This is a genomic window from Thalassobacillus cyri (assembly GCF_900107755.1).
Classification (GTDB): Bacteria; Bacillota; Bacilli; order Bacillales; family Halobacillaceae; genus Thalassobacillus; species Thalassobacillus cyri.
Map to the genome: position 1 here is coordinate 18,247 of NZ_FNQR01000016.1, position 20,461 is coordinate 38,707.

Here is a 20,461-nt window from a genome sequence, read left to right on the forward strand (position 1 = left end):
TTGATGGGGGAAAGGTTATGAAAAAGAAACCGGTGTTAAGCTGGGTATTCTACGATTTTGGGAACTCTGCTTTTGCTACAACGATGATGGCAGCTGTACTGCCTATATTTTATTATGATGTTGCAGCGGCTGGTTTGAAAGAGTCATTGGCAGCAAGTTACTGGGGCTATACGCAGTCGATTGCCGTATTGATTGTAGCTGTCCTGGCGCCTGTGCTCGGGGCGATCAGCGACTACTCGGCTGCAAAAAAGAAGTTTTTGATGTTTTTCGCATTCATGGGAATGGTTGCAAGTATCCTGATGGCTTTTGTCGGGGAGGGAGACTACCTTCTGGCTTCTATTCTGATGGTGTTCGGTACCATCGGCTTCTCAGGAGGTAATGTGTTCTATGATGCTTTTTTGCCGGAAGTAGCCGATGAAGATACAATCGACAAAATATCTGCCTGGGGCTTCGCTTTTGGATATATAGGAGGTGGGGTACTGCTTGCGATCAATCTGCTGATGATAATGCAGCCCGCCTTATTTAGTATTGCGAATACATTAATAGCTACCAAACTGGCATTTGTGTCCGTCGGGGTGTGGTGGCTGGTATTCTCCATTCCTTTATTTAAAAATATTTTTGAAGAGAAAAAAGTCAAACCGAAACGGACTAAGTCCTATGTTCGTATTGGCTTCAACCGTGTCGGGACTACATTTAAGGAAATCAAGCAATACAAGCAGCTATTTTTATTCCTGATTGCTTTTTGGCTATTCAATGACGGCATTTCCACCATTATCAAAATGGCGACCGTCTATGGGCGGGATATCGGTATCAGCAGCAATGATTTGATTCTTGCCCTGCTGATTACTCAGTTTGTCGGTATTCCATTCACCTTTTTGTTCGGTTGGATTGCTGGTAAAATCACTGCTAAAAAGGCGCTTTCCCTCAGTCTTGTCGTATATATCATGATCGTTATCATCGGATATTTTATGACTTCTGCATTTCATTTTTATGTATTAGCTATCTGTGTCGGAATGGTACAGGGCGGTGCGCAATCCTTAAGCAGATCTATCTTTGGCCGCATGGTGCCCGGAGACCGTCATGCCGAGTTCTTCGGTTTCTATGGGATTTCGTCTAAATTCGCTGCTATTTTTGGTCCATTTTTATTTGCAATAGTCGGGCAATTGACAGGTTCAAGCCGGTTGGGAATCATGGCTCTCCTCGTATTTTTTGTTCTAGGTTTGGTGTTGCTTCAAAAAGTGGATGTCGAGCAGGGGACGAAAGATGCGAAGGACCAGACACGGCTGAAAGATAAAGTAGAAATACACACGTAAGTCGGAATCAATAGAGAATGCTTCCCCCGCAATTCACATAAAAAGACTTGGGAGACCAAGTCTTTTTAGCGGTGTTATACGATTGGTGCACTAAACTGATTTATCAGGTTTTTATGAAGCGGTTCGCCAGTATCGTACGATATATTCGCCAGCTTGTCTTTTAGCTCTTCCAATGCATTTTTTGAACCGTTTTGCCAATAGTGCAGCAGTAACGTCAGGATTTCTTTTCCTTCATCGAATGCTTTTTCGTAAAGCTCATCAAACGATTCCTGTTTTGTTTCTCCGGTTGCCGGATGGCGCCATTCGTTTTCATTAATGTTCAGGTAATCTTTCGTTTCCTCAACTGGCCGGTGGGAGAATGAAGAAACAAGGGAGCCCAACAGCTTATTTTTCCAGCCTGTCGGGTCATATAACACGCGCATGGCTGTTTTCATATCATAATAAGATTCCTGGATGTAATCACCGGGGAGGTCGGTACTCACATCAGCAAAGTATTTTTTGATGGTAGTATCGAGGAGCCGTATAAGCCATTTATCGAGCCTTTTTCCGACATCGATTTGTTTATGGACAGGGTTGCGCCAGGTTTTCATATTTTTCTCGCGTTCTAATAGGAGGGTATCGATGATGACTTCTAATTCCTGGTGTTTATTTCCTTCGTATCCGGCACGGTAATGGATGTAAGGGTGGGTGTTCCGGTCCAGGATATGGTGGGTCAGGAAACCGAAAATGTAGGCTTGGGAGGATGCTGGGGCTTCTTTCCCTTGTTTGATAAGGTCGAGGAGGAAATCCCCACAATATTCGGTATGCAGACGCATGCCAACTTCCTCGACGCCTTTGCTTTCTAAAAAAGGCCAAAAGCGGTGATAAAAGAACGGGTCCGGTCCCTGGGCCCCTAATTTGACATAAGCTGAAAGGATTTTAAACCGTTCGGTGTGCTCCAGGGTGTCCAGCAATGATTGGCTAAAATGGATATGGGTCCAGATATTGGGCATGGATAAACCTCCTATGTAATCATTTTTGTCATTATTATACAATAAAAAGAAGCCCTCCCACAGGGCTTCTTCAACCACTAATCCATTATTCTACCCACTGAAAAAAGATCGAGCAAGAAAATCAGCTACTAAACGTGTTTCGGTGATCATCCCTCCTTCACGTTGTATGTAGTGCCTTCCTGCCTCCTTTCCGAGTTGTTACATATACCATACACCTATTTCTGAATAATGTAAATAGTCAGAAAGTTGCTTATTATCATGGAAGTCGTACTTCCTGGTGATGAAGCGCAAAAATTTTTGTTATAATTGGACAGGAGTTTATTTTTCATAAGGCGAGGGAGGATACAACATGGACTATCGTATTGAAAAAGACACATTAGGTGAGATGAAAGTACCAAAAGAAAAATACTGGGCAGCACAAACGCAGCGCAGTAAAGAAAACTTCCCAATTGGCAATGAAAAAATGCCTGTGGAAGTGATTCATGGATTTGCCGTTTTGAAAAAAAGTGCGGCTCGAGCGAATCAGGAATTAGGACTTTTGGAACAAGAAAAAGCCGATGCTATCGGACATGCTGCAGATCGAATTGTAGCTGGAGAGCTGGAGGAACATTTCCCACTGGTTGTCTGGCAGACTGGAAGCGGTACGCAATCCAATATGAACGTCAACGAGGTTATCGCTTATGTAGGTAATGAATGGCTGAAGGAGCAGGGGACGGATACAAGATTGCACCCGAATGATGATGTGAACAAATCCCAGAGCTCCAATGATACGTATCCAACAGCAATGCATATCGCAGCTGTATTGAAAGTGGAAGAAACCGTATTGCCTTCCTTGAAGCAATTGAAAACAACATTAAAAGAAAAAATGGAAGCGTTTCAAGATATCGTAAAAATCGGTCGTACACATCTTCAGGATGCGACACCATTGACGCTTGGCCAGGAAATAAGTGGCTGGCACCGTATGCTGGAAAAGACAGAAAGCATGCTCGAAGACAGCCTGCAATATGTAAAAGAGCTGGCTATCGGCGGTACAGCAGTCGGGACAGGCCTGAATGCGCATCCGGACTTTGCTGAAACGGTTGTGAAAAAAATCAATGAGGAGACAGGAAAAACATTCATTTCTGCTCCGAATAAATTCCATGCATTGACGTCTCATGATGAGTTAGTCCATGCTCACGGGGCATTGAAGGCTTTGGCAGCTGATGTTATGAAAATCGCAAACGATGTCAGATGGCTGGCAAGCGGTCCTCGCTGCGGTATTGGTGAGATTACCATACCTGCCAATGAACCTGGAAGCTCGATCATGCCTGGTAAAGTCAATCCGACCCAAAGTGAAGCAGTTACCATGGTAGCAGCTCAAGTCATGGGTAATGATGCGACAATCGGTTTTGCAGCCAGTCAAGGAAACTTTGAATTGAATGTTTTCAAACCCGTAATCGCTTATAACTTCTTGCAGTCTGCTCAATTACTAGCTGACAGTATGGTATCGTTTGATGAACGCTGTGTCAGTGGTTTAGAGCCTGAACATGGCAAAATCGAGCAATATTTGAAGGATTCCTTGATGCTTGTTACTGCTTTGAATCCTCATATCGGTTATGAAAATGCTGCAAAAATAGCAAAAACAGCCTTCGAGAAGGATCAGACATTGAAAGAAACAGCTGTAGAATTAGGTATTTTGTCAGAAGCAGAATTCGAAGAATATGTCGATCCGAAAGCGATGACCAAACCCAACGCAAAGTAATGTAGATTTGTACAAATTTACCAATGATTTTTCGTGATACTTCCTGAATTGTGGGTCAAACTACAATTACACAGGAGGTGAGACACAATGGCTCAAAACCAAAACCAATCTAATCAATTAGTAGTACCTGGTGCTCAACAAGCACTTGATCAAATGAAAATGGAGATTGCACAAGAATTTGGTGTGCAACTAGGCGCTGACACTACTTCCCGTGCTAACGGATCTGTAGGTGGAGAAATCACTAAGCGTCTTGTCCAAATGGCTGAATCTCAATTCGGCGGACAACAACCACGATAAATGAATGGTAAACAGGAGAAGCGGCCTACGCTTCTCCTTCCTTTTGTTTTAGTAGTATAATCCTGTAAAACATATATCAAGGTCCTTTGTGCATAACAACACTCTTTTGAGGTATTGATGGTAAGGGGAGAGATGGATATGCTGATTTGTCCGATTTGCAATGGGATAAAAGAGATTGAGGATATTTGTCCGGATTGTGCGAGTGACATGGTCGATCAGGGAAAAATAGTTGATTACCTGGACGACTACAGCCCGTACCTGGAGGTGATGATGACAAAGCTGGTCGATGGAGATTCGGACTCGGCCACCGCTCATCAATGCATTCATATCATCCAATGTGTAGATTGTGGAAAGATCATGACTAAAGAGATACAAGAAGCACCATATTGAAAAAGGACTGCCACTTTTAGAAAAGATGACAGTCCTTTTTCTTATTTTATGATGCAACGCTACCTTAAGGGAAAATTACTTAATACGTTCTTCTGTTTCTGCGTCAAAGAAGTGAGCTTTGTTCATATCCATTGCTAGCTCGATGTCTTCTCCACCATTGATATCTGTACGGGAATCAACACGGGCGATAAAGTCCTGACTGTTCACTTTAGAGTAAAGGTAGGATTCAGAACCCATCAATTCTGCTACTTCGATATGGGCAGTGATTTTGCTTTCAGGGTTGGCGTCAATGAACAAAGGCTCGTCATGGATGTCCTCTGGACGGACACCAAGAATGACTTCTTTATTCAAATAGTTCTGGGTGCGGAGTGGTTTCATTTTTCCTTCTGGGACTTTGATGTTGACATTACCGATTTCGATATAGCCTTCTTTCAATGTACCAGTCAGGAAGTTCATCGCTGGCGATCCGATGAAACCACCGACAAAAACGTTATTCGGTTTGTCATACACCTCTTTAGGCGCACCGACCTGCTGAATGTAACCATCCTTCATGACAACCAGACGTGTCGCCATTGTCATCGCTTCTGTCTGGTCATGAGTAACATAGATTGTTGTGGTCTGGAGACGCTGGTGCAGTTTTTGGATTTCGGCACGCATCTGTACACGTAATTTCGCATCCAGGTTGGATAAAGGCTCGTCCATCAAGAATACTTTCGCATCCCGTACAATCGCACGCCCTAAAGCGACACGCTGACGCTGACCACCGGAAAGGGCTTTCGGTTTACGATCCAGTAATGCTTCCAGTCCAAGAATTTTTGCTGCGTCCTGCACTCGGCGGTCAATTTCTTTTTTATCCATTTTACGAAGTTTCAAGCCGAATGCCATATTATCGTATACATTCATGTGTGGATACAATGCATAGTTCTGGAACACCATTGCGATGTCCCTGTCTTTAGGCGCAACATCATTCATACGTTTGTCATCGATGTAAAAATCTCCACCTGTGATTTCCTCCAGACCAGCGATCATACGAAGCGTCGTGGATTTACCACACCCGGATGGTCCTACAAATACTACGAATTCTTTATCCGCGATATCCAAATTGAAATCTTCTACCGCTTTGACATTTTTGTCATATACTTTATCAATATGATTTAATTTAAGCTCTGCCATGTTAATTCCTCCCCGAAGTTATGTAAGCGTTTTATTAAACTATGGGTTTAGTCTACCTTTATCTTGAGAGGGCGTAAATGGACAACATGCACAAAGAAACTATACCTGGTTGTGCACGTTGTATAGTTGCATCAGCTTATGCGCCTTACCTTTCGTGTTTATATTGCTGCCTGGGGCTCGTGCATTATCTTTACTACGAACATTTAGGACCTCCGCTCGCATATACCCTTTGTGGTTTTCCATGGTTCAGTACAGTCCATTTAACAATCATCGGTCACTCCAGCTGTTGATTTTCATTTGCAATAGTGCCAGGTAGGTGGGGAGGGCGAATTGAAATTGCCGGACATCGATTCCGGTTTTTTCAATGAATTTATCTATCCGGTATTGCAAACTGTTGCGGTGCATATATAATTTTTTTGACGTCAAGGTAGCGTTGGAATTGCATTCCAGGAATACCTGCACGGTATGCAGAAGATCTGTTTCCTGGATCACTTCCTGCAGTATTGCCTGAGTCACCCGGGCAGCCTGGTCGTCAGGAAGCTGATCCAGGTATACATAGGGAATCACATCAAGAAAATTTGTGACATCTTTTTTTAAGTGATTTTGTGCGATATAAAAACAGTGTTTACTCCAGCTGAAATGGGAGGGAGCATCCCCGATATCATCCACGAATTCACTGACATAAAAAGATAGCTTTCTATAAAAATCACTCATTAATACATCGATGATTTGTTCAAAGGAAAGTTTCTCTTCTCCCTTTCCTTTTCTTTCTTCGATAATGAATCCGGTATGATCATTTTCCCAGATGATTGGCATTTGAACGGAAAATAAACCCTGGATGGCTTCGCGGAAGGTTTCAGGCTCAGCACTTCGCTCTGATAATTTGAAAAAAACAAATCGGAAGCTGCCGGGTGGATTATTTTCATTCAAATTTTCCGGCTGATGGTGGTAAATCAAGTCGATCCATTGTTGTTCCCGTTCAGTAATATAAGGAGTGTCATAGTAATATGGGGTCAGAAAGATTTCCAGCATGTCAGATTCACGACTGGATAGTTCACTTTTTTTAATTCCGATGATTTCGTCGGTTTCTGTGCGAAACCATTTATATTCATTTGCGTCCAGATGCTTTTCGCATGGAAGTTGGACAAGAGAAGGGTAAATCGATTTTATTTTTTCTATTATAATCATTTGTATCTTCCTTTTTTTTAAGTTATTCTTTATTATATCAATAGGAATACTTATACCAAACATAAGGGTTTATTTTTCAGGAGAAAATGATTATAATATACCTATAAGGGTACACTGAAAAAGGGAATACTTTTCATGATATAACCCTAGGGAAAGGGAGGGACAAGCATGGAAGAAATTAAAATGGACCAATATAACCAGGAAACGAAAAACCGTTTGAAACGTATAGAGGGTCAAATCCGCGGTGTATTAAAGATGATGGAAGATGAAAAAGAATGTAAAGACGTCATCACCCAACTGTCTGCCGCCCGTTCTGCGATGGACCGTGCGATTGGATATATCGTTGCTAAAAACCTTGAAACCTGTATTCGTACCAGCAACGAAAAAGGCGATTCTGCCGAGCAGCTGATCAACGACGCTGTACAAATGATTGTTAAAAGCCGCTAAGCACCAATAGAGAAAAGTCCTTATAAAAAAACGTACGTCAGCAATTCTGACGTACGTTTTTTGTACTTTAAGAAAGTTTAACCTTGTTAAAGGACTAAGGTATAAGAAACACTTAGGCTGCTTTCGCCATAAGTACTTGGCGATAATCTGAATTTTTCTAATGTGAAAATGGTCAGTCATCTTTTTGTTCAGTTAATTCATGGACTTCTCCCAGCTGCTCTCTGCCATAAACAGATCGTTCCATTCCGCCGGCCATGCCTTCATTAATCATCCGGTCAACATCTAATTCCAATTTTCCCTTGCCTTCTGTGGCATGGTGGCGTTCTTTTTTCTCCTTCATTGTTTCACCTCCCGGCAATATACACTTATTTTTTGCCAGCAAGTCTTTTTCATGCGCAAAGAAATTAATCAGTGTCTCGATCCATCAAGTGTTGCCCGTATCGATAGCTATATGAAAAATAATCGTTCATTTGTTCAGCCAGGGCAGGATGATCGAATAAGAAAAATCCGGGCTTGGAATTGACTTCGAACAACCACAATCCCTCATCTTTGTCGATGGCGATATCGAGGCCTAATTCACCTAATTGCTCGTCAAAGTGCTGATCGATTTCCTTGCTGACCGTTAGTGCTGTGTCTGTCAGCCGCTGTTTGATTTGGCGTATACGTACGTGAGAAAAAATCTCTTCTAATATCTTAATAGTGCCTCCATGAATATGGTGGGTGGTAGGCTGGTTTTCATTACCGATCCTGACACCGATCAGTGTGATTTTCCAAGTCCCTTTTTCATCTTTATTACTATGAACACGAAAATCTATTGGCTTCCCATCTATTTCAAGGAGATCGATTTTCGGTTGAACTAAATAACCGGAACTGCCTTGCGGAAAATAAGCTTGAAAATAACTATGGATACTCTGGAAGCGATGAGGATGGCGGGCATCGGATTCGTGAACATCGAGTGAACCATCTTCATTTTGTTTTACTCTCATCAAACCCTCGCCACGGCTTCCGTGGGTAGGTTTGATATACACGGCATTTTTTTGCAGCATATCCCCGAGCATTTGTTTCGAAGGGTTGAAAATGGTAGGGGGGAGCAAATGATCGGTTTCATTACTTTCCATTACATATTTCAAAATAGTTGCTTTATTAAAGAATCCAGGATTGAACAAACGAGATTTTTCTTTTAATGTCCGCAGAGCCTGGTGGACTTTCGGGTGGTTTTCTGTTTTCCGGTTCGTGATACGGTTATAGACAACTTCCGGTAATGGCGATTCTATCTTCCGCCACACTTGCCTGTCGTAGACATAACCACTAATATAGGCCGGGAGTGTGGACAAATGCTGACATCCGAAAAAAACAGCCTGGTATCCGAGTTCCTGTCCTGTGGTACTGAAGCCCTCGAAATATTTTGTCCGCGGGCCCAGTAATTGGCCTTCTATTTGAAAGCCAGCTGTAAATACGCCGAATGGAACAGTCAAACGTGCTTTATCAGCAGTGATATGGCACATCGCCATACGATGATCGGGCAGCTGCAATTTTTCTTTAGCTGCAGAAGAAATTAAAATACAATTATCATTTTCCCGGTGAGTCAAGCATCGGACCGTACAGTATTTCTTTCCGAATGATAAGGAATCGACAGATTGGAACTCTTTTTCATAGGCTTTTGGAACGATCATTCTGGCGTGTGATCCTGCGTAATAACGTATGGAAAAATACATGGACAGCCCTCCCCGTCTTTCTATTTATATATGCACAAGCAATTCTTAGCATGACCGTTTCTCATTCCGGGAAAATGATATATACTGGTGACGGAGAATGGAAATGAGGTTGATGTCATGAACGTAGTCTTATTAATACTGATGATGATGGCGATCGGAGCACTTATTGGCGGTCTCACCAACTCATTAGCGATAAAAATGTTATTCCGACCATATGAAGCAAAATTTATAGGTAAATATCGTTTGCCTTTTACACCCGGATTGATACCGAAGCGTCAGCAGGAACTGGCCCGACAGCTTGGCCGGATGGTTGTCCAGCATCTTTTGACGGCAGAGGGGATCCGCAAAAAACTGGAAGAGAGTGAGTTTCAAAGACAGATGACCCTTTGGGCACAAGAAGAAGTCAAACAGTTGCTCAAACAGGAAAAAAAGATTACCGAACTGCTGGATTCCTTCGATGTCGAAGCGGACGAGGACAAGCTTCGCAGGAAAGTATCCTATTGGGTGGAAAATCAATATGAACAGATGATGACCCAATACCGTTCTGTTCCTGTCGAGGAGCTGCTTCCGGAAGATTGGAAAAAGAAAGCGGATAAGGGAGTAGATAAGCTTGCAGCCAATATCCAGCTTAAGCTAAGCACTTATATTGACAGCCCGGAAGGCAAGCGTAAAATTGCGGAATTGATAGAACATTATTTAACCGGCCAAGGGTTTCTCGGTAATATGATTTCCTCCTTCATCACACCGCAGGGACTTACAGATAAAGCCCATCCGGCCGTCCTGCAATATGTGAGGGCTCCCGAAACGAAGGAATGGCTCGTAGAATTGATCGGAAAAGAAAAAGATTATTGGGTCCGTCAACCGGTAGGAACAATTGAAGAAAAAATCGGGAAAAACGCTATTAAACGAACGTTAGGTACAACCGTAGCCAAAACTTTCCCGCTTAAAAACTGGCTGAATCGCACCGTAGCCGATTGGGTGAAGCCAATTCGCTCTAAAATCATCCAGGATGCAGTCCCGGTGCTGGTCGCGCAAGCAGGTACCCTGTTGGCGGATCGGATTGAGCCGATGATGAAAAAACTTCACCTGGCGGAAATCGTCCAGGATCAAGTCGAGGCTTTTTCTGTTGGGAGATTAGAAGCGATGGTTCTGGATATTTCCAGGCGGGAATTGAAAATGATTACCTATCTGGGAGCATTACTTGGTGGATTAATCGGAATCTTCCAGGGAGTAATCGTGTTAATTTTAGGATAATAGCTCTATTCCTATACACATCCGTTTACGTTTGTTATAGTGGGGTAGGAATCAAAGTAAGTGAATTATACAGGAGGTTTTTTAAAACAATGGCAAATATCTATGATAATGCGTATGACTTAGAAAAAGCGATTCGTAATAGCGATGAATTCCAAGGATTGAAAGAAGCATACGAAGCAGTAATGGCTGACGAAGCAGCGAAGAAAATGTTCGATAACTTCCGTGAAACACAAATCAACTTGCAGCAAAAACAAATGCAAGGAGAAGAAATCACAGAAGAAGAAGTGCAGCAGGCACAGCAAGTAGTACAGCTTGTTCAGCAGCATGAAGTGATTTCTAAACTTATGGAAAAAGAACAGCAGTTGAACACCGTAATCAACGATGTGAGCCGTATCATCACAAAGCCTCTAGAAGAGCTTTATGGTACACCAGAAGAACAGTAATACAAAGGGACCAAACCCTAGTGAAGTAGTTCAGTTTCGGAGTGCAAAAACAATTTGTACTCCCTGATTGAACTACTTTTTTTGGTTCAGGAAAACAGGCCTTATCCTGTCCCAGAATTTCATTATACGGTAATCGGTTCGATAAGCTGCATGAGCTTTTTATATAGGTTCTATTAAGTGGTTGTTGATTTTTCATCAGAGTCCTATTCAACAATAGGGCCGAAAAGTCGAAGACTTGATTTCGAGATGTTTGTCTGAATAAGGGTCCGGTGGGGAACGACTCCCTTTCCGCGGGCATGCGCTGAGCCTCCTCAGACTTCGTCTTCCGGGGTCTCACCTGTCATTTTCATCCCGCAGGGTTTTTAGCCCGATGAGGCTTGCCAGTTCCCCCACAGGAAAGAAATGAATGCGTAATCGCCTTGGGAGACACGACACGCATAAGCAGAACAGCAAAAGGGAAGGGCTCTTTCTTCCCGTTGATGGACTGCTTATGTCCCGAGTGTCTAGGCGATGAAGCTGGAAAGCGAGTCGTTTCCCGGACCATCCTATTCCTCTCATGGTAACGGACCCAACTATCTCGAAACTGAGTCTTCAATTAAAGGGAGCTTATCTGTAAAATCAACACGGAGATTTAACAAATCCTTTATATAAAGAGAAGAAGATCATGTAATTATGTCGAAACTGGCAGGATTTTGTAAATGGGATAGCGAAAAAGACATGGAAGAGCTTTTTATTATGAAGGGGAGATCGTTATGAACTATTTTGAATTAGAGAATAAAGATAATATCATCGAGCTGAAGCTTGCTCGTGGAGAACGTTATAATGCACTGCATGTAGAAATGCTCGAGGAATTCGTAACAGCGCTGGAGGAGGTAGAGGCATCCAATGCACAGATCGTCGTACTTTCTGGAAAAGGAGATGGTTTCTGTGCCGGAGGCGATGTCTCGATGATGACGGAAGTAAGTGATGAGGCCAAGTTCCATGAAGTGATGGGGAATATCGAAACTATCGTTACTAAACTATACACGATGCCAAAGGTAGTGATTTCTTCCGTTCACGGTCCAGCTGTGGGCTTAGGGTTGAGCATTGCTCTTGCGGCTGATTACATCATCGCCGATCCAGAGGCACGATTCTCCATGAATTTCATCGGTATCGGACTTTTTCCGGATGGCGGTGGACACTTCTGGCTTCAGGAACGCCTTGGCACGCATCGTGCGAAGCAATTTGCATGGAACGGGGAAGAGCTATACGCTAAAAAAGCTTATGACTACCATCTTGTCGACCAGGTAGCAGATGAAAACGTGCAAGCAGAAACAATAGCGCTTGTAGAAAGGTGGAGCCACAGGCCGCTTCAGTCGATGATTGCGACGAAACAGCTGTACCATCAATATGGCCTGGAAAAGTTGAAGAAATATCTTGAAGAAGAAAGAAAAGCCCAGTGGAAACTGCGGCAGACGAGTGACCACCAGGAAGGTGTCAAAGCATTTATGGAAAAAAGGAAACCTGAGTTTACCGGAAAATAATATGAAAAGCATAAGCCATTAAAAAGCAGGCTCGATCACGGGAAACCGGATTGAGCCTGCTTTTGTTTTTGTCTAGGAAATTTAAAATTTTCTAGGCTTGTCTTAAGCTTGTCGGAGGCCTGCAGGACAAGGAATACATCTTTATTTTCTTTTTCAAGGATGCAGGTCAGTTCGACGTTGGCACACTAGAACTACTTCTTTGGATGTACTTCGCAGAAAAAGACAGAGTCTTTTTTGAGGACGTGCCGTTTTTAGTCGAACGTCCTTACTAGCAAGGCGCTTGCGCCTTTGTTCTACCTATGGAATAAAACCAGGTGGCCTTCTGGTGCGACACAGCGATGGGTATGTTCTTCGTAGCCATGTTCTTGTAATTTATTCTGGCCGATTTGTTTCGCATCGTTGTCATCGGCAGCTTCAAAGTTTTCATCCAATAATTTCTCGCCATCTTTGGCAAAGACAGTCAGTGCGTAGGCTTTCATAGTTTAACCCCTCCTAAAATTTTCCCACTTTCTACAATTAAATACATATAGCAGAAAATCCTGCTTACTGGTGATTTATTTTTTTTATTTCCCTGAAAAGTGTATTTTTAAAATTAATAGAAATAAATGAAACTATTTGCCTAATAACAGCGTATAAAAGAAGGATAAAAAAAGGGGGAGCAGTTATGACACTACAATTGCATCAAGTGACTAAACGGTTTGGCCATGCTGTGGCAGTCGATCATTTATCACTTACCATACCAGAGAAAGAGATGTTCGGATTTTTGGGAGGGAATGGTGCTGGCAAGACGACGACCTTTCGGATGATTCTTGGACTCCTTGATCCATCAGGCGGATCTATTTCCTGGAATAATGAGACGATCAGCTACGAGAAAAGCCATCTGATCGGATATCTGCCGGAAGAGCGTGGGCTGTACCCGAAACTGAAAGTGAAAGACCAGCTTGTCTACTTAGCCAGATTAAGAGGGATGGAGAAAAAATCGGCACTCAGGCAGCTGGACAGCTGGCTTGACCGTTTCCACATACCGGAATATAAAGAGAAAAAAGTCGAGGAATTGTCCAAAGGAAACCAGCAGAAGATCCAGTTCATTTCCGCTGTCATACATAAACCGGAACTGTTGATATTAGATGAACCGTTTTCTGGGTTAGACCCGGTCAATGTCGAGCAATTGAAAAAGGCGGTCATCGATTTGAAAGAGCAGGGCACCACCATCGTCTTTTCCTCCCACCGGATGGAGCATGTCGAGGAATTGTGCGAGCACTTGTGCATTTTACAAAGAGGGCGTCCAGTAGTCCAAGGCAAACTGAAAGAAATCAAACGATCGTTCGGCAAGAAGAACCTTCGCATCCACGCAGATTTCGATGTTGAACACGTGAAAGAAGTACCGGGAGTTGTAAAATACAAGCAGACTGGAGAAGGCTGTGAGCTGCAAATTGAAAATGAATCCGTAGCCCAGCTTGTATTCGATACCCTCCATGGAAAAGGTTTTGTACGTCTATTTGAGTTAGAAGAGCCGTCTTTGAACGACATTTTCATCGAAAAAGTAGGTGCTTCTTATGAATAAATTTTGGATTATGTTAACCCATACGTATATGAACCGGTTGAAATCAAAGTCGTTTCTGATCACTACCGGTGTGACGCTGTTATTGGTTATTGGTCTGGCAAACTTCCAAACAATCGCTGAGAAGTTCACTGGTAGTGAAGGAGGCGATAGTCAGGAAGTTGCGGTCATTGGTGATAAGCATAGCTTGATCGAGCCGCTGCAGAATCAACTGGATATGCAGAAGGCTTCCGTTGATTTAGCAGCATTTGATGGCTCAAAACAAGAAGCAGAGCAGGCTGTCCAGGATGGGGAGTATCAGGCGTTTGTGGAACTGACGGCAGAAAATGAAATACCGTCTGCAACCTTTTATGCCAATCAGATTGCCAATACGACACTAAGCAATAAAATCCGGGATGCCTTGCAGCAGTTGAAAGTAATGATAGCGGCAGATCAAGCTGATATCGACCCGGCTGTTTTTCAGCAGATTTCCTCCCCGGTCCATTTCGATACGATTGCTTTAGAGGAAAATGCCAAGACAGAGGAAGAGTTGAGCGAAGCACGCGGACTTGTCTATGTCATGCTATTTGTCATGTACTTTGCTGTGCTCATGTATGGAAACATGATTGCCATGGAAGTAGCCACGGAAAAGTCGAGCAGGGTCATGGAAATATTGATTTCAAGTGCCTCACCAGTTGCTCAAATGTTCGCTAAAATCATCGGAGTCGCACTACTTGGGTTGACGCAGCTTACGTTATTCATGGTGGTCGGCTTTCAGGCGGTAAAAATGAATCAGGATGTGATGACTGGAGGGATTTTTGAATACTTCGGGCTGGACGATTTGAAGGTAAGTTTATTTATTTATCTGATCGTATTTTTCATTCTTGGCTATCTATTATATGCAACGCTTGCAGCCATGCTTGGTTCATTGGTCAGCCGGCTTGAAGATGCACAGCAGTTAATTGCACCGATGACATTGGTGATTGTGGCGGCTTTCATGATTGCCATGTTCGGCCTTAACGCTCCGGATTCCGGGTTTGTAACGGTAACCTCTTTTATCCCATTCTTTACACCGATGCTGATGTTCTTACGGGTTGGGATGCTGGACCTTCCTTTTTGGGAAGTCGGCTTATCCATCGGTATTTTGATTTTAACCATACTAATAATGGCGATTATCGGGGCGCGCATTTACAGTGGCGGTGTCCTGATGTATGGAAAATCATCGTCACTCAAAGATATCAAAGCAGCCATACAGCTATCAAAAAAAGAATAAAATACAACACAACCGCAAGCATGGAGTCTCCGTTGCTTGCGGTTATTTATATTCATTCTCCCATGTTCTTTTTGCCGTATTGCATATTCGTCGTCTGGTGTTCCGGCTCGTCCACGAATGGGTCGACAGGACCCTGGTTTTTCTTTCCTTTGACGCTGGCCGCGCTTTTCGCTCGTTCCGATGGATCTTTCTTTTGTTTTGGCATTGTCCAGGCACCTCCTTAGACTTAGCATTTCCCATCTTTCAGAAAAATTGCTATCGAACGTGCATTCGTTTTTTGGCTTTGCTACAATGAAAGGAAATAAGGAGAAAGGGACGAGCGTATGACCGATCAAATCAAATTCCTCCATTGTGCCGATTTGCACATCGACAGTCCATTTAAGGGGATAGGAGAACTTCCATCCATGATAGAACAGCAAATAAGAGATAGTACGTTTACAGCCTTGCAGTCACTAGTAGAGCAGGCCATCGTCCACCAGGTAGACTTTATCCTGATAGCAGGAGACTTATTCGATCATGAAGTAAGAAGCCTGAAGGCACAAATCAGACTGCGTGATGCCTTCCAGATGCTCGACGAGCATGGCATCGAAGTATTCGTCAGCCATGGGAATCATGATTATTTATCAGCGGTTTTCCACCCGGTTGAATACCCGGAAAATGTCCATCTGTTCACGGAGCCACATGTGACCAATCAATCTTTTTATAAAAATGGTGAGCCGGCAGCTGTTGTTTATGGCTTCAGTTATCATCACCGGGCCGTGAAAGAGAGAAAAGCAGCAGAGTTCCGACGTATAGACGAAGGAAAATATCATATCGCGATGCTACACGGAAGTATCGAAACCAATTCCGATCATGATGTATATGCTCCTTTCCGTGTGAGAGAACTGAAAGAACAGGATATGGATTACTGGGCGCTCGGTCATATCCATAAACGTGAAATTTTATCAGAAGCGCCCTACATCGTATACCCCGGTAATATCCAGGGTCGTTCCATCAAAGAAACTGGCGAGAAAGGCTGTTACTTAGTGGAGATGGACCCTGCCAGCACAACCTTGACGTTCCTGCCATTACATACCTTTCAATTCTATAACATTACGCTGGAAACAGAAGCAGACAGCTTCAATGGATTGGAAAAGTTTCTTGCAGCGAAAATGGAACAATGGCGTCAGACAGGTCCAGCCATTATCCATCTCCATCTAACCGGCGGTGAGGAACTGGCAGCCCTCTGGCATAATAAAAATGACATAGCGGCATTGCTGGAGTGGCTTAATGAGCAAGAACAGGCAGAGAGCCAGTGGGTATGGATCCGTGATATCACGCTTGATGTTATGCCATCCTGGAATGAGAAAGATTTGAAACAGGAGAAGCATTTTGTCGGAGAAGTACTACGGCAATATGAAGCTTTAGGCGATATGGAAGCCTGGTTGGACCCCTTATACCGCCACCGCACCGCTAGAAAATACCTCGACAGGATGTCAGATGATGAAAAAAAGCAAGTGTTGAAAGAAGCGAAGGATTTAGTGTTGATGGAATTACTGAAATGAGGGAGGAGGGGAACCGGTGAAAATAACTTATTTACATATTTATGGTTTCGGAAAATGGCAGAATTTTGAGCTTGACCTCCATAGCGGAAATTTTCCAGTCATGTTGGGAGATAATGAGGCAGGAAAATCGACACTTCGAAAGTTCCTATTATTTATGCTGTTCGGATTGACGCCGAAACAACGGGAATATTTCCAGCCGAAAACAGGTGGTCCGATCGGCGGAAGAATGGAACTCCTCATGGAAAGCGGAAAAAAAGTGATGGTTGAGCGTGTCCATGATCGCCATAACGGGGCGGCTGTCTGTCGGCTGCCGAATGGGGAAGAAAGGGATGAGAGCTACCTGGCCTCATTGATAGGGATGGAACGTGCTTCCTATGAAGCGATTTTTTCCTTTGAAGCCAGTGACCTTACCGATATTCATCATATGGAGCAACAGGACTTGGGAGAGACGTTGCTGAATATCGGATTGACCGGATCGGCACAGATCAAGGATACCGAAAAGAAACTAGACCAGCAGCTCGCTGGACTTTTTAAACCCCACGGGAAGAAACCGCTCATCAATCGACGGCTCGAGAAGATAAATCAATCTGCCAAAGAGTTGCGGGAGATGGAGCAGGAAGAAGGCTCTTATCAACAGTTGAAGGAAGAGCAACGAAAATTACAAGCAAAGATGGAAGAGTTGCGTGAGAAGAAAGCGTCGGTTCAGAAAGTTCTATTCCGGCAACAGCGTTTACTACAAGTGAAGGATTTAGTGACAGCCTACCACCAGCACGCTAATGCAGCTGAAGCTTATCCCGAAAACTTTCCTGTTGATGGTAAAGAAAGACTGGCTGCGATTAAAGAACAGCTGCTTCCTTTGGAAAGTGAACGGCAATTGATCGAAGAGACATTACAAGAAACAGAACAGAAGCTGGCTGAACTTCAAGCACAGCAGTTTCCGGAAGCATCCCGTGACAAGCTGGAGGCCTTGATAGGAGAAATTCCTTCTGTGGAGGACGTAATCCGAAACAATGACAACCTTAACGAGCGAGTCCGGCAATTGGAGCACAGGCTTACCCGTGAGTTAGAAGATTTAGCTATTGATTTAAGCCTCGACGAATTGGACATTTACGATTTCCCGTTCTATTTAGAAGAGGAATGGAACCAGGCAGCTAAGCAGAAAGAGAGCCTGGAGAATGAAGGAGAACGGCTCGTCGATCAGGAACGACAGCTGTCATCAGAGGAAACACATGCAAAACAACGTCATGCTGCACTTGAAGAAGCTCTCTTATCAGAGCAAACGTACCGGGATTATATCATTGACCTCGAGGCATATGAACAAAGGCAGCGTTTCGAGAGCAGGAAAGACAGGGATGTGTTATCAACGATGTTGGAAAAACGCAGCCAGCAGGCAAAAAGGGTGTTTTCCCTGACAGCAGGCTTGTCTGCTGCAGGATTATTGGCATCCTGGCTGCTGTCTTCGATTCCAATTGCTATTTTTGCAGGATTGATGCTCCTTGGCGGTTTTTACATTTATAAACAGTCTTCCGCTGATATGCCTGATTCGGAAAATAATCCAACCGGAAGTTACCTTTCTCAGGAAGAATACCAGGCAGTGCGAAATAAAGTTGACCGTCATGAAGAAGCTTTGTATCAGCTGAAGCGGATGCACGAGGAACGTCAGCGTCTTGCTGCAGAGAGAATGAAAACAGATGAACAAGCCCAGACGCTATCTTCCAGAAGGGAACGATTAGACCAGATACTGCAGAGACACCGTACGCGTTATCCATTTTTAAGCAACGTGGAATGCGGCCATTGGTTCAAACTTTACCATGCCCTTAAACCATTGAAAGAAAAATATAGAGGGTATCAGGCAGCTAAAAAGGAAATCGATACAATCGAGCAGGAGCTGCGTTCCTATCGGGCTAAAGCAGAGAGGTTTTTAAAAGAAATAGGATGGGAATGGATAGATAACCAGATTTCTGCTCTTTTATCTGAATTGTCCTATATAAACGATCAGAATAAAGAAATAAAATCGAAGTTACAGCAATATGAGAATCAAAAGGAAGAGCTGCAAGATAAGTTGAAGCAAGTACACACACGTATGATTCCTTATGCAAAAGAACGACAAGCTTTACTGGAGCAGGGTGGAGTGGACACAGAGCAGGAATTTCTTCAGATCGCCGTTTTTGTTGCAACAGCAAGAGAACACCGCAAGAAGCAGAAAGAATTACAGCAACAGTTGGCTGCCACTTTAAAACAAAACGATGTACAGGAATATCGTGTGTTCGAAGCCTTCCCTGATTATCAACAGCTGGAAAGGGATAAAATAGAGCAACAGAAGATGCAGGAACAGCTGGAAGCAGAACAAGAAGACATACGGCAACAGCTTGCAGATATTCATAGCAGGCTGGCACAATTGGAAGGTGCCGAACAATTTTCCTATAAACGCTATCAGTTACAGACAGAGCGTGATGAACTACGTGAGGAAGCACGAGAATGGGCCGTTCTTCAGGCGGCTTACCAGTTGTTATCAAGGACAAAGGAAATATACCAGCATTCATACTTACCAGAGGTATTGGACCGTGCTACCGGATGGTTTGATAAACTGACTAACGGACAGTACAAACGGGTTTATTTTCATCCCGAAGAAGGGAAGCTTCAGATTGAAGCTGCTTCTGGATGGAATTTTGACGCTTCCGAACTGTCCCGGGGAACAGCAGACCAACTCTATATCGCCCTTCGCCTTTCCTTGAGTGCGGTTCTCTCCCGAAAGGAACGACTGCCGTTTTTCATCGATGATGCTTTTGTGCATTTTGACCATACACGGACAAGCGTCATGATGGAAATACTGGATGAGATGTCAAAGCATCATCAGGTTTTCTTATTTACTACCAGGAAAGAATTAGCTGAGGAAGCGAAAGAAAGTCGTGCTATCCAATTAGCAGACCAAATAACAGGAGAGTTCGCTTAATAAAAATATTAATGGTAAAATGTGTTCAGATTATAGGGTCAGATTGTGATGGATAATGGAGGGTTTTCCTGTGGCAAAAAAAGATCAACAAACAGAATGGAGTAAATATGAAGAAACTCTGGAAAAATTCATTCAGGTTATCGCAAAAAACATGAGTCTTTATGGGGTTACACCATCAATTGGCCGCTTATATGGTGTCCTTTATTTTGCGGAGGATCCGATGACCCTGGATGAGATGAGGGATGCGCTTGAAATGAGTAAGACGAGTATGTCTACCGGCGTCCGGGCGTTGTCAGATATGAAGATGGTGGAACCTGCGTTTAAACGGGGTGTGCGTAAGGATTTATATAAATCAGAAGAAGATTGGTATAAATCATTCACCACACTATTCGGAAGCCGGTGGCGGCATCATACAGAGACGAATATCGAGGAAGCGGAAGAAACGATAGATAAACTGGAAAAAATCGCCTGTAAAGCGGAGGATGAGCAGCTGAAAGAAAAGATTTACTCGGATATCGAACGCCTTCGTTATGCACAAAATTATTATCGATGGCTGATGGAGTTTATACGTGTCGTGGAATCAGGGGAAATCTTCAAGTACGTTCCGAAGTTCGATCAGCCAGAGAAATAGTGATTACGAAAAATATAATTCAGCGATATAACGCGGGAATGACA

General features: G+C 43.4%; 20 protein-coding genes. 13 read left to right on the forward strand and 7 right to left on the reverse strand.

Going from position 1 to position 20,461, the window contains the following annotated elements; genetic code table 11:
- Positions 1–17 precede the first annotated feature (17 nt).
- On the forward strand, positions 18–1,313 hold the full coding sequence (locus BLV00_RS16445) for an MFS transporter (protein WP_093046061.1): 1,296 nt from the start codon (positions 18–20) through the stop codon (positions 1,311–1,313).
- A 74-nt stretch (positions 1,314–1,387) separates the two neighbouring features.
- On the opposite strand, the gene BLV00_RS16450 is transcribed toward BLV00_RS16445, so the two are convergent.
- The gene (locus BLV00_RS16450; protein ID WP_093046062.1) at positions 1,388–2,305 is read right to left on the reverse strand and encodes a zinc dependent phospholipase C family protein; all 918 of its coding nucleotides are present in this window, start codon (positions 2,303–2,305) and stop codon (positions 1,388–1,390) included.
- 349 nt (positions 2,306–2,654) lie between these two features.
- Here BLV00_RS16450 and fumC point away from each other — a divergent pair, with 349 nt between their 5' ends.
- From fumC to BLV00_RS16465, 3 genes are all read left to right on the forward strand, one after another.
- Positions 2,655–4,046 (forward strand): class II fumarate hydratase, encoded by a 1,392-nt coding sequence (fumC, locus tag BLV00_RS16455; protein WP_093046063.1) that lies wholly within the window; start codon positions 2,655–2,657, stop codon positions 4,044–4,046.
- Between the two features lie 87 nt (positions 4,047–4,133).
- Positions 4,134–4,343, forward strand: a complete 210-nt coding sequence (locus BLV00_RS16460) for an alpha/beta-type small acid-soluble spore protein (RefSeq protein WP_028781938.1) — start codon at positions 4,134–4,136, stop codon at positions 4,341–4,343.
- Between the two features lie 117 nt (positions 4,344–4,460).
- A complete protein-coding gene (locus BLV00_RS16465) occupies positions 4,461–4,733 on the forward strand; it encodes a hypothetical protein (RefSeq protein ID WP_245728998.1) in 273 nt (90 codons plus the stop codon).
- A 75-nt stretch (positions 4,734–4,808) separates the two neighbouring features.
- Here the strand turns inward: BLV00_RS16465 and BLV00_RS16470 are convergent, their stop codons facing one another.
- Together BLV00_RS16470 and BLV00_RS16475 are read right to left on the reverse strand one after the other, a co-directional pair.
- Positions 4,809–5,906 (reverse strand): ABC transporter ATP-binding protein, encoded by a 1,098-nt coding sequence (locus BLV00_RS16470; protein WP_093046065.1) that lies wholly within the window; start codon positions 5,904–5,906, stop codon positions 4,809–4,811.
- Between the two features lie 267 nt (positions 5,907–6,173).
- A complete protein-coding gene (locus BLV00_RS16475) occupies positions 6,174–7,094 on the reverse strand; it encodes a PucR family transcriptional regulator (protein ID WP_176791654.1) in 921 nt (306 codons plus the stop codon).
- 168 nt (positions 7,095–7,262) lie between these two features.
- Between BLV00_RS16475 and BLV00_RS16480 the strand changes: the two genes are divergently transcribed.
- Positions 7,263–7,541, forward strand: a complete 279-nt coding sequence (locus BLV00_RS16480) for a metal-sensitive transcriptional regulator (protein ID WP_093046067.1) — start codon at positions 7,263–7,265, stop codon at positions 7,539–7,541.
- A 172-nt stretch (positions 7,542–7,713) separates the two neighbouring features.
- Here BLV00_RS16480 and BLV00_RS22075 read toward each other — a convergent pair whose 3' ends face one another.
- Complete coding sequence (locus tag BLV00_RS22075; RefSeq protein ID WP_176791657.1) at positions 7,714–7,881, reverse strand: hypothetical protein; 168 nt, start codon at positions 7,879–7,881, stop codon at positions 7,714–7,716.
- Positions 7,882–7,945: 64 nt separating this feature from the next.
- On the reverse strand, positions 7,946–9,256 hold the full coding sequence (locus BLV00_RS16485; protein ID WP_093046068.1) for a YheC/YheD family endospore coat-associated protein: 1,311 nt from the start codon (positions 9,254–9,256) through the stop codon (positions 7,946–7,948).
- 87 nt (positions 9,257–9,343) lie between these two features.
- On the opposite strand from BLV00_RS16485, the gene BLV00_RS16490 reads away from it, so the two are divergent.
- The 3 genes from BLV00_RS16490 to BLV00_RS16500 all read left to right on the forward strand — a co-directional run bounded on the left by BLV00_RS16490 (position 9,344) and on the right by BLV00_RS16500 (position 12,476).
- On the forward strand, positions 9,344–10,510 hold the full coding sequence (locus BLV00_RS16490; protein WP_245728999.1) for a DUF445 domain-containing protein: 1,167 nt from the start codon (positions 9,344–9,346) through the stop codon (positions 10,508–10,510).
- An 89-nt stretch (positions 10,511–10,599) separates the two neighbouring features.
- Positions 10,600–10,953, forward strand: coding sequence for a YlbF/YmcA family competence regulator (locus tag BLV00_RS16495; protein ID WP_028781945.1), 354 nt, complete (start codon positions 10,600–10,602; stop codon positions 10,951–10,953).
- 752 nt (positions 10,954–11,705) lie between these two features.
- A complete protein-coding gene (locus BLV00_RS16500; protein ID WP_093046070.1) occupies positions 11,706–12,476 on the forward strand; it encodes an enoyl-CoA hydratase in 771 nt (256 codons plus the stop codon).
- Positions 12,477–12,769: 293 nt separating this feature from the next.
- Here the strand turns inward: BLV00_RS16500 and BLV00_RS16505 are convergent, their stop codons facing one another.
- Positions 12,770–12,955, reverse strand: a complete 186-nt coding sequence (locus BLV00_RS16505; protein ID WP_093046071.1) for a YhzD family protein — start codon at positions 12,953–12,955, stop codon at positions 12,770–12,772.
- 185 nt (positions 12,956–13,140) lie between these two features.
- On the opposite strand from BLV00_RS16505, the gene BLV00_RS16510 reads away from it, so the two are divergent.
- Together BLV00_RS16510 and BLV00_RS16515 are read left to right on the forward strand one after the other, a co-directional pair.
- Complete coding sequence (locus tag BLV00_RS16510) at positions 13,141–14,040, forward strand: ABC transporter ATP-binding protein (RefSeq protein WP_093046072.1); 900 nt, start codon at positions 13,141–13,143, stop codon at positions 14,038–14,040.
- A complete protein-coding gene (locus BLV00_RS16515; protein ID WP_093046073.1) occupies positions 14,033–15,289 on the forward strand; it encodes an ABC transporter permease in 1,257 nt (418 codons plus the stop codon). Before BLV00_RS16510 ends, BLV00_RS16515 begins: the two co-directional genes overlap by 8 nt.
- Positions 15,290–15,341: 52 nt before the next feature.
- Here the strand turns inward: BLV00_RS16515 and BLV00_RS21745 are convergent, their stop codons facing one another.
- Entirely contained in the window at positions 15,342–15,494 is a 153-nt protein-coding gene (locus tag BLV00_RS21745; RefSeq protein WP_143030740.1) for a YuzL family protein, read from the reverse strand.
- A gap of 118 nt (positions 15,495–15,612) precedes the next feature.
- Between BLV00_RS21745 and BLV00_RS16520 the strand changes: the two genes are divergently transcribed.
- From BLV00_RS16520 to BLV00_RS16530, 3 genes are all read left to right on the forward strand, one after another.
- A complete protein-coding gene (locus BLV00_RS16520) occupies positions 15,613–16,833 on the forward strand; it encodes a metallophosphoesterase family protein (protein ID WP_093046074.1) in 1,221 nt (406 codons plus the stop codon).
- Between the two features lie 16 nt (positions 16,834–16,849).
- Entirely contained in the window at positions 16,850–19,786 is a 2,937-nt protein-coding gene (locus tag BLV00_RS16525; protein ID WP_093046075.1) for an ATP-binding protein, read from the forward strand.
- Between the two features lie 70 nt (positions 19,787–19,856).
- The gene (locus BLV00_RS16530) at positions 19,857–20,417 is read left to right on the forward strand and encodes a GbsR/MarR family transcriptional regulator (protein WP_245729000.1); all 561 of its coding nucleotides are present in this window, start codon (positions 19,857–19,859) and stop codon (positions 20,415–20,417) included.
- Positions 20,418–20,461: the final 44 nt, after the last annotated feature.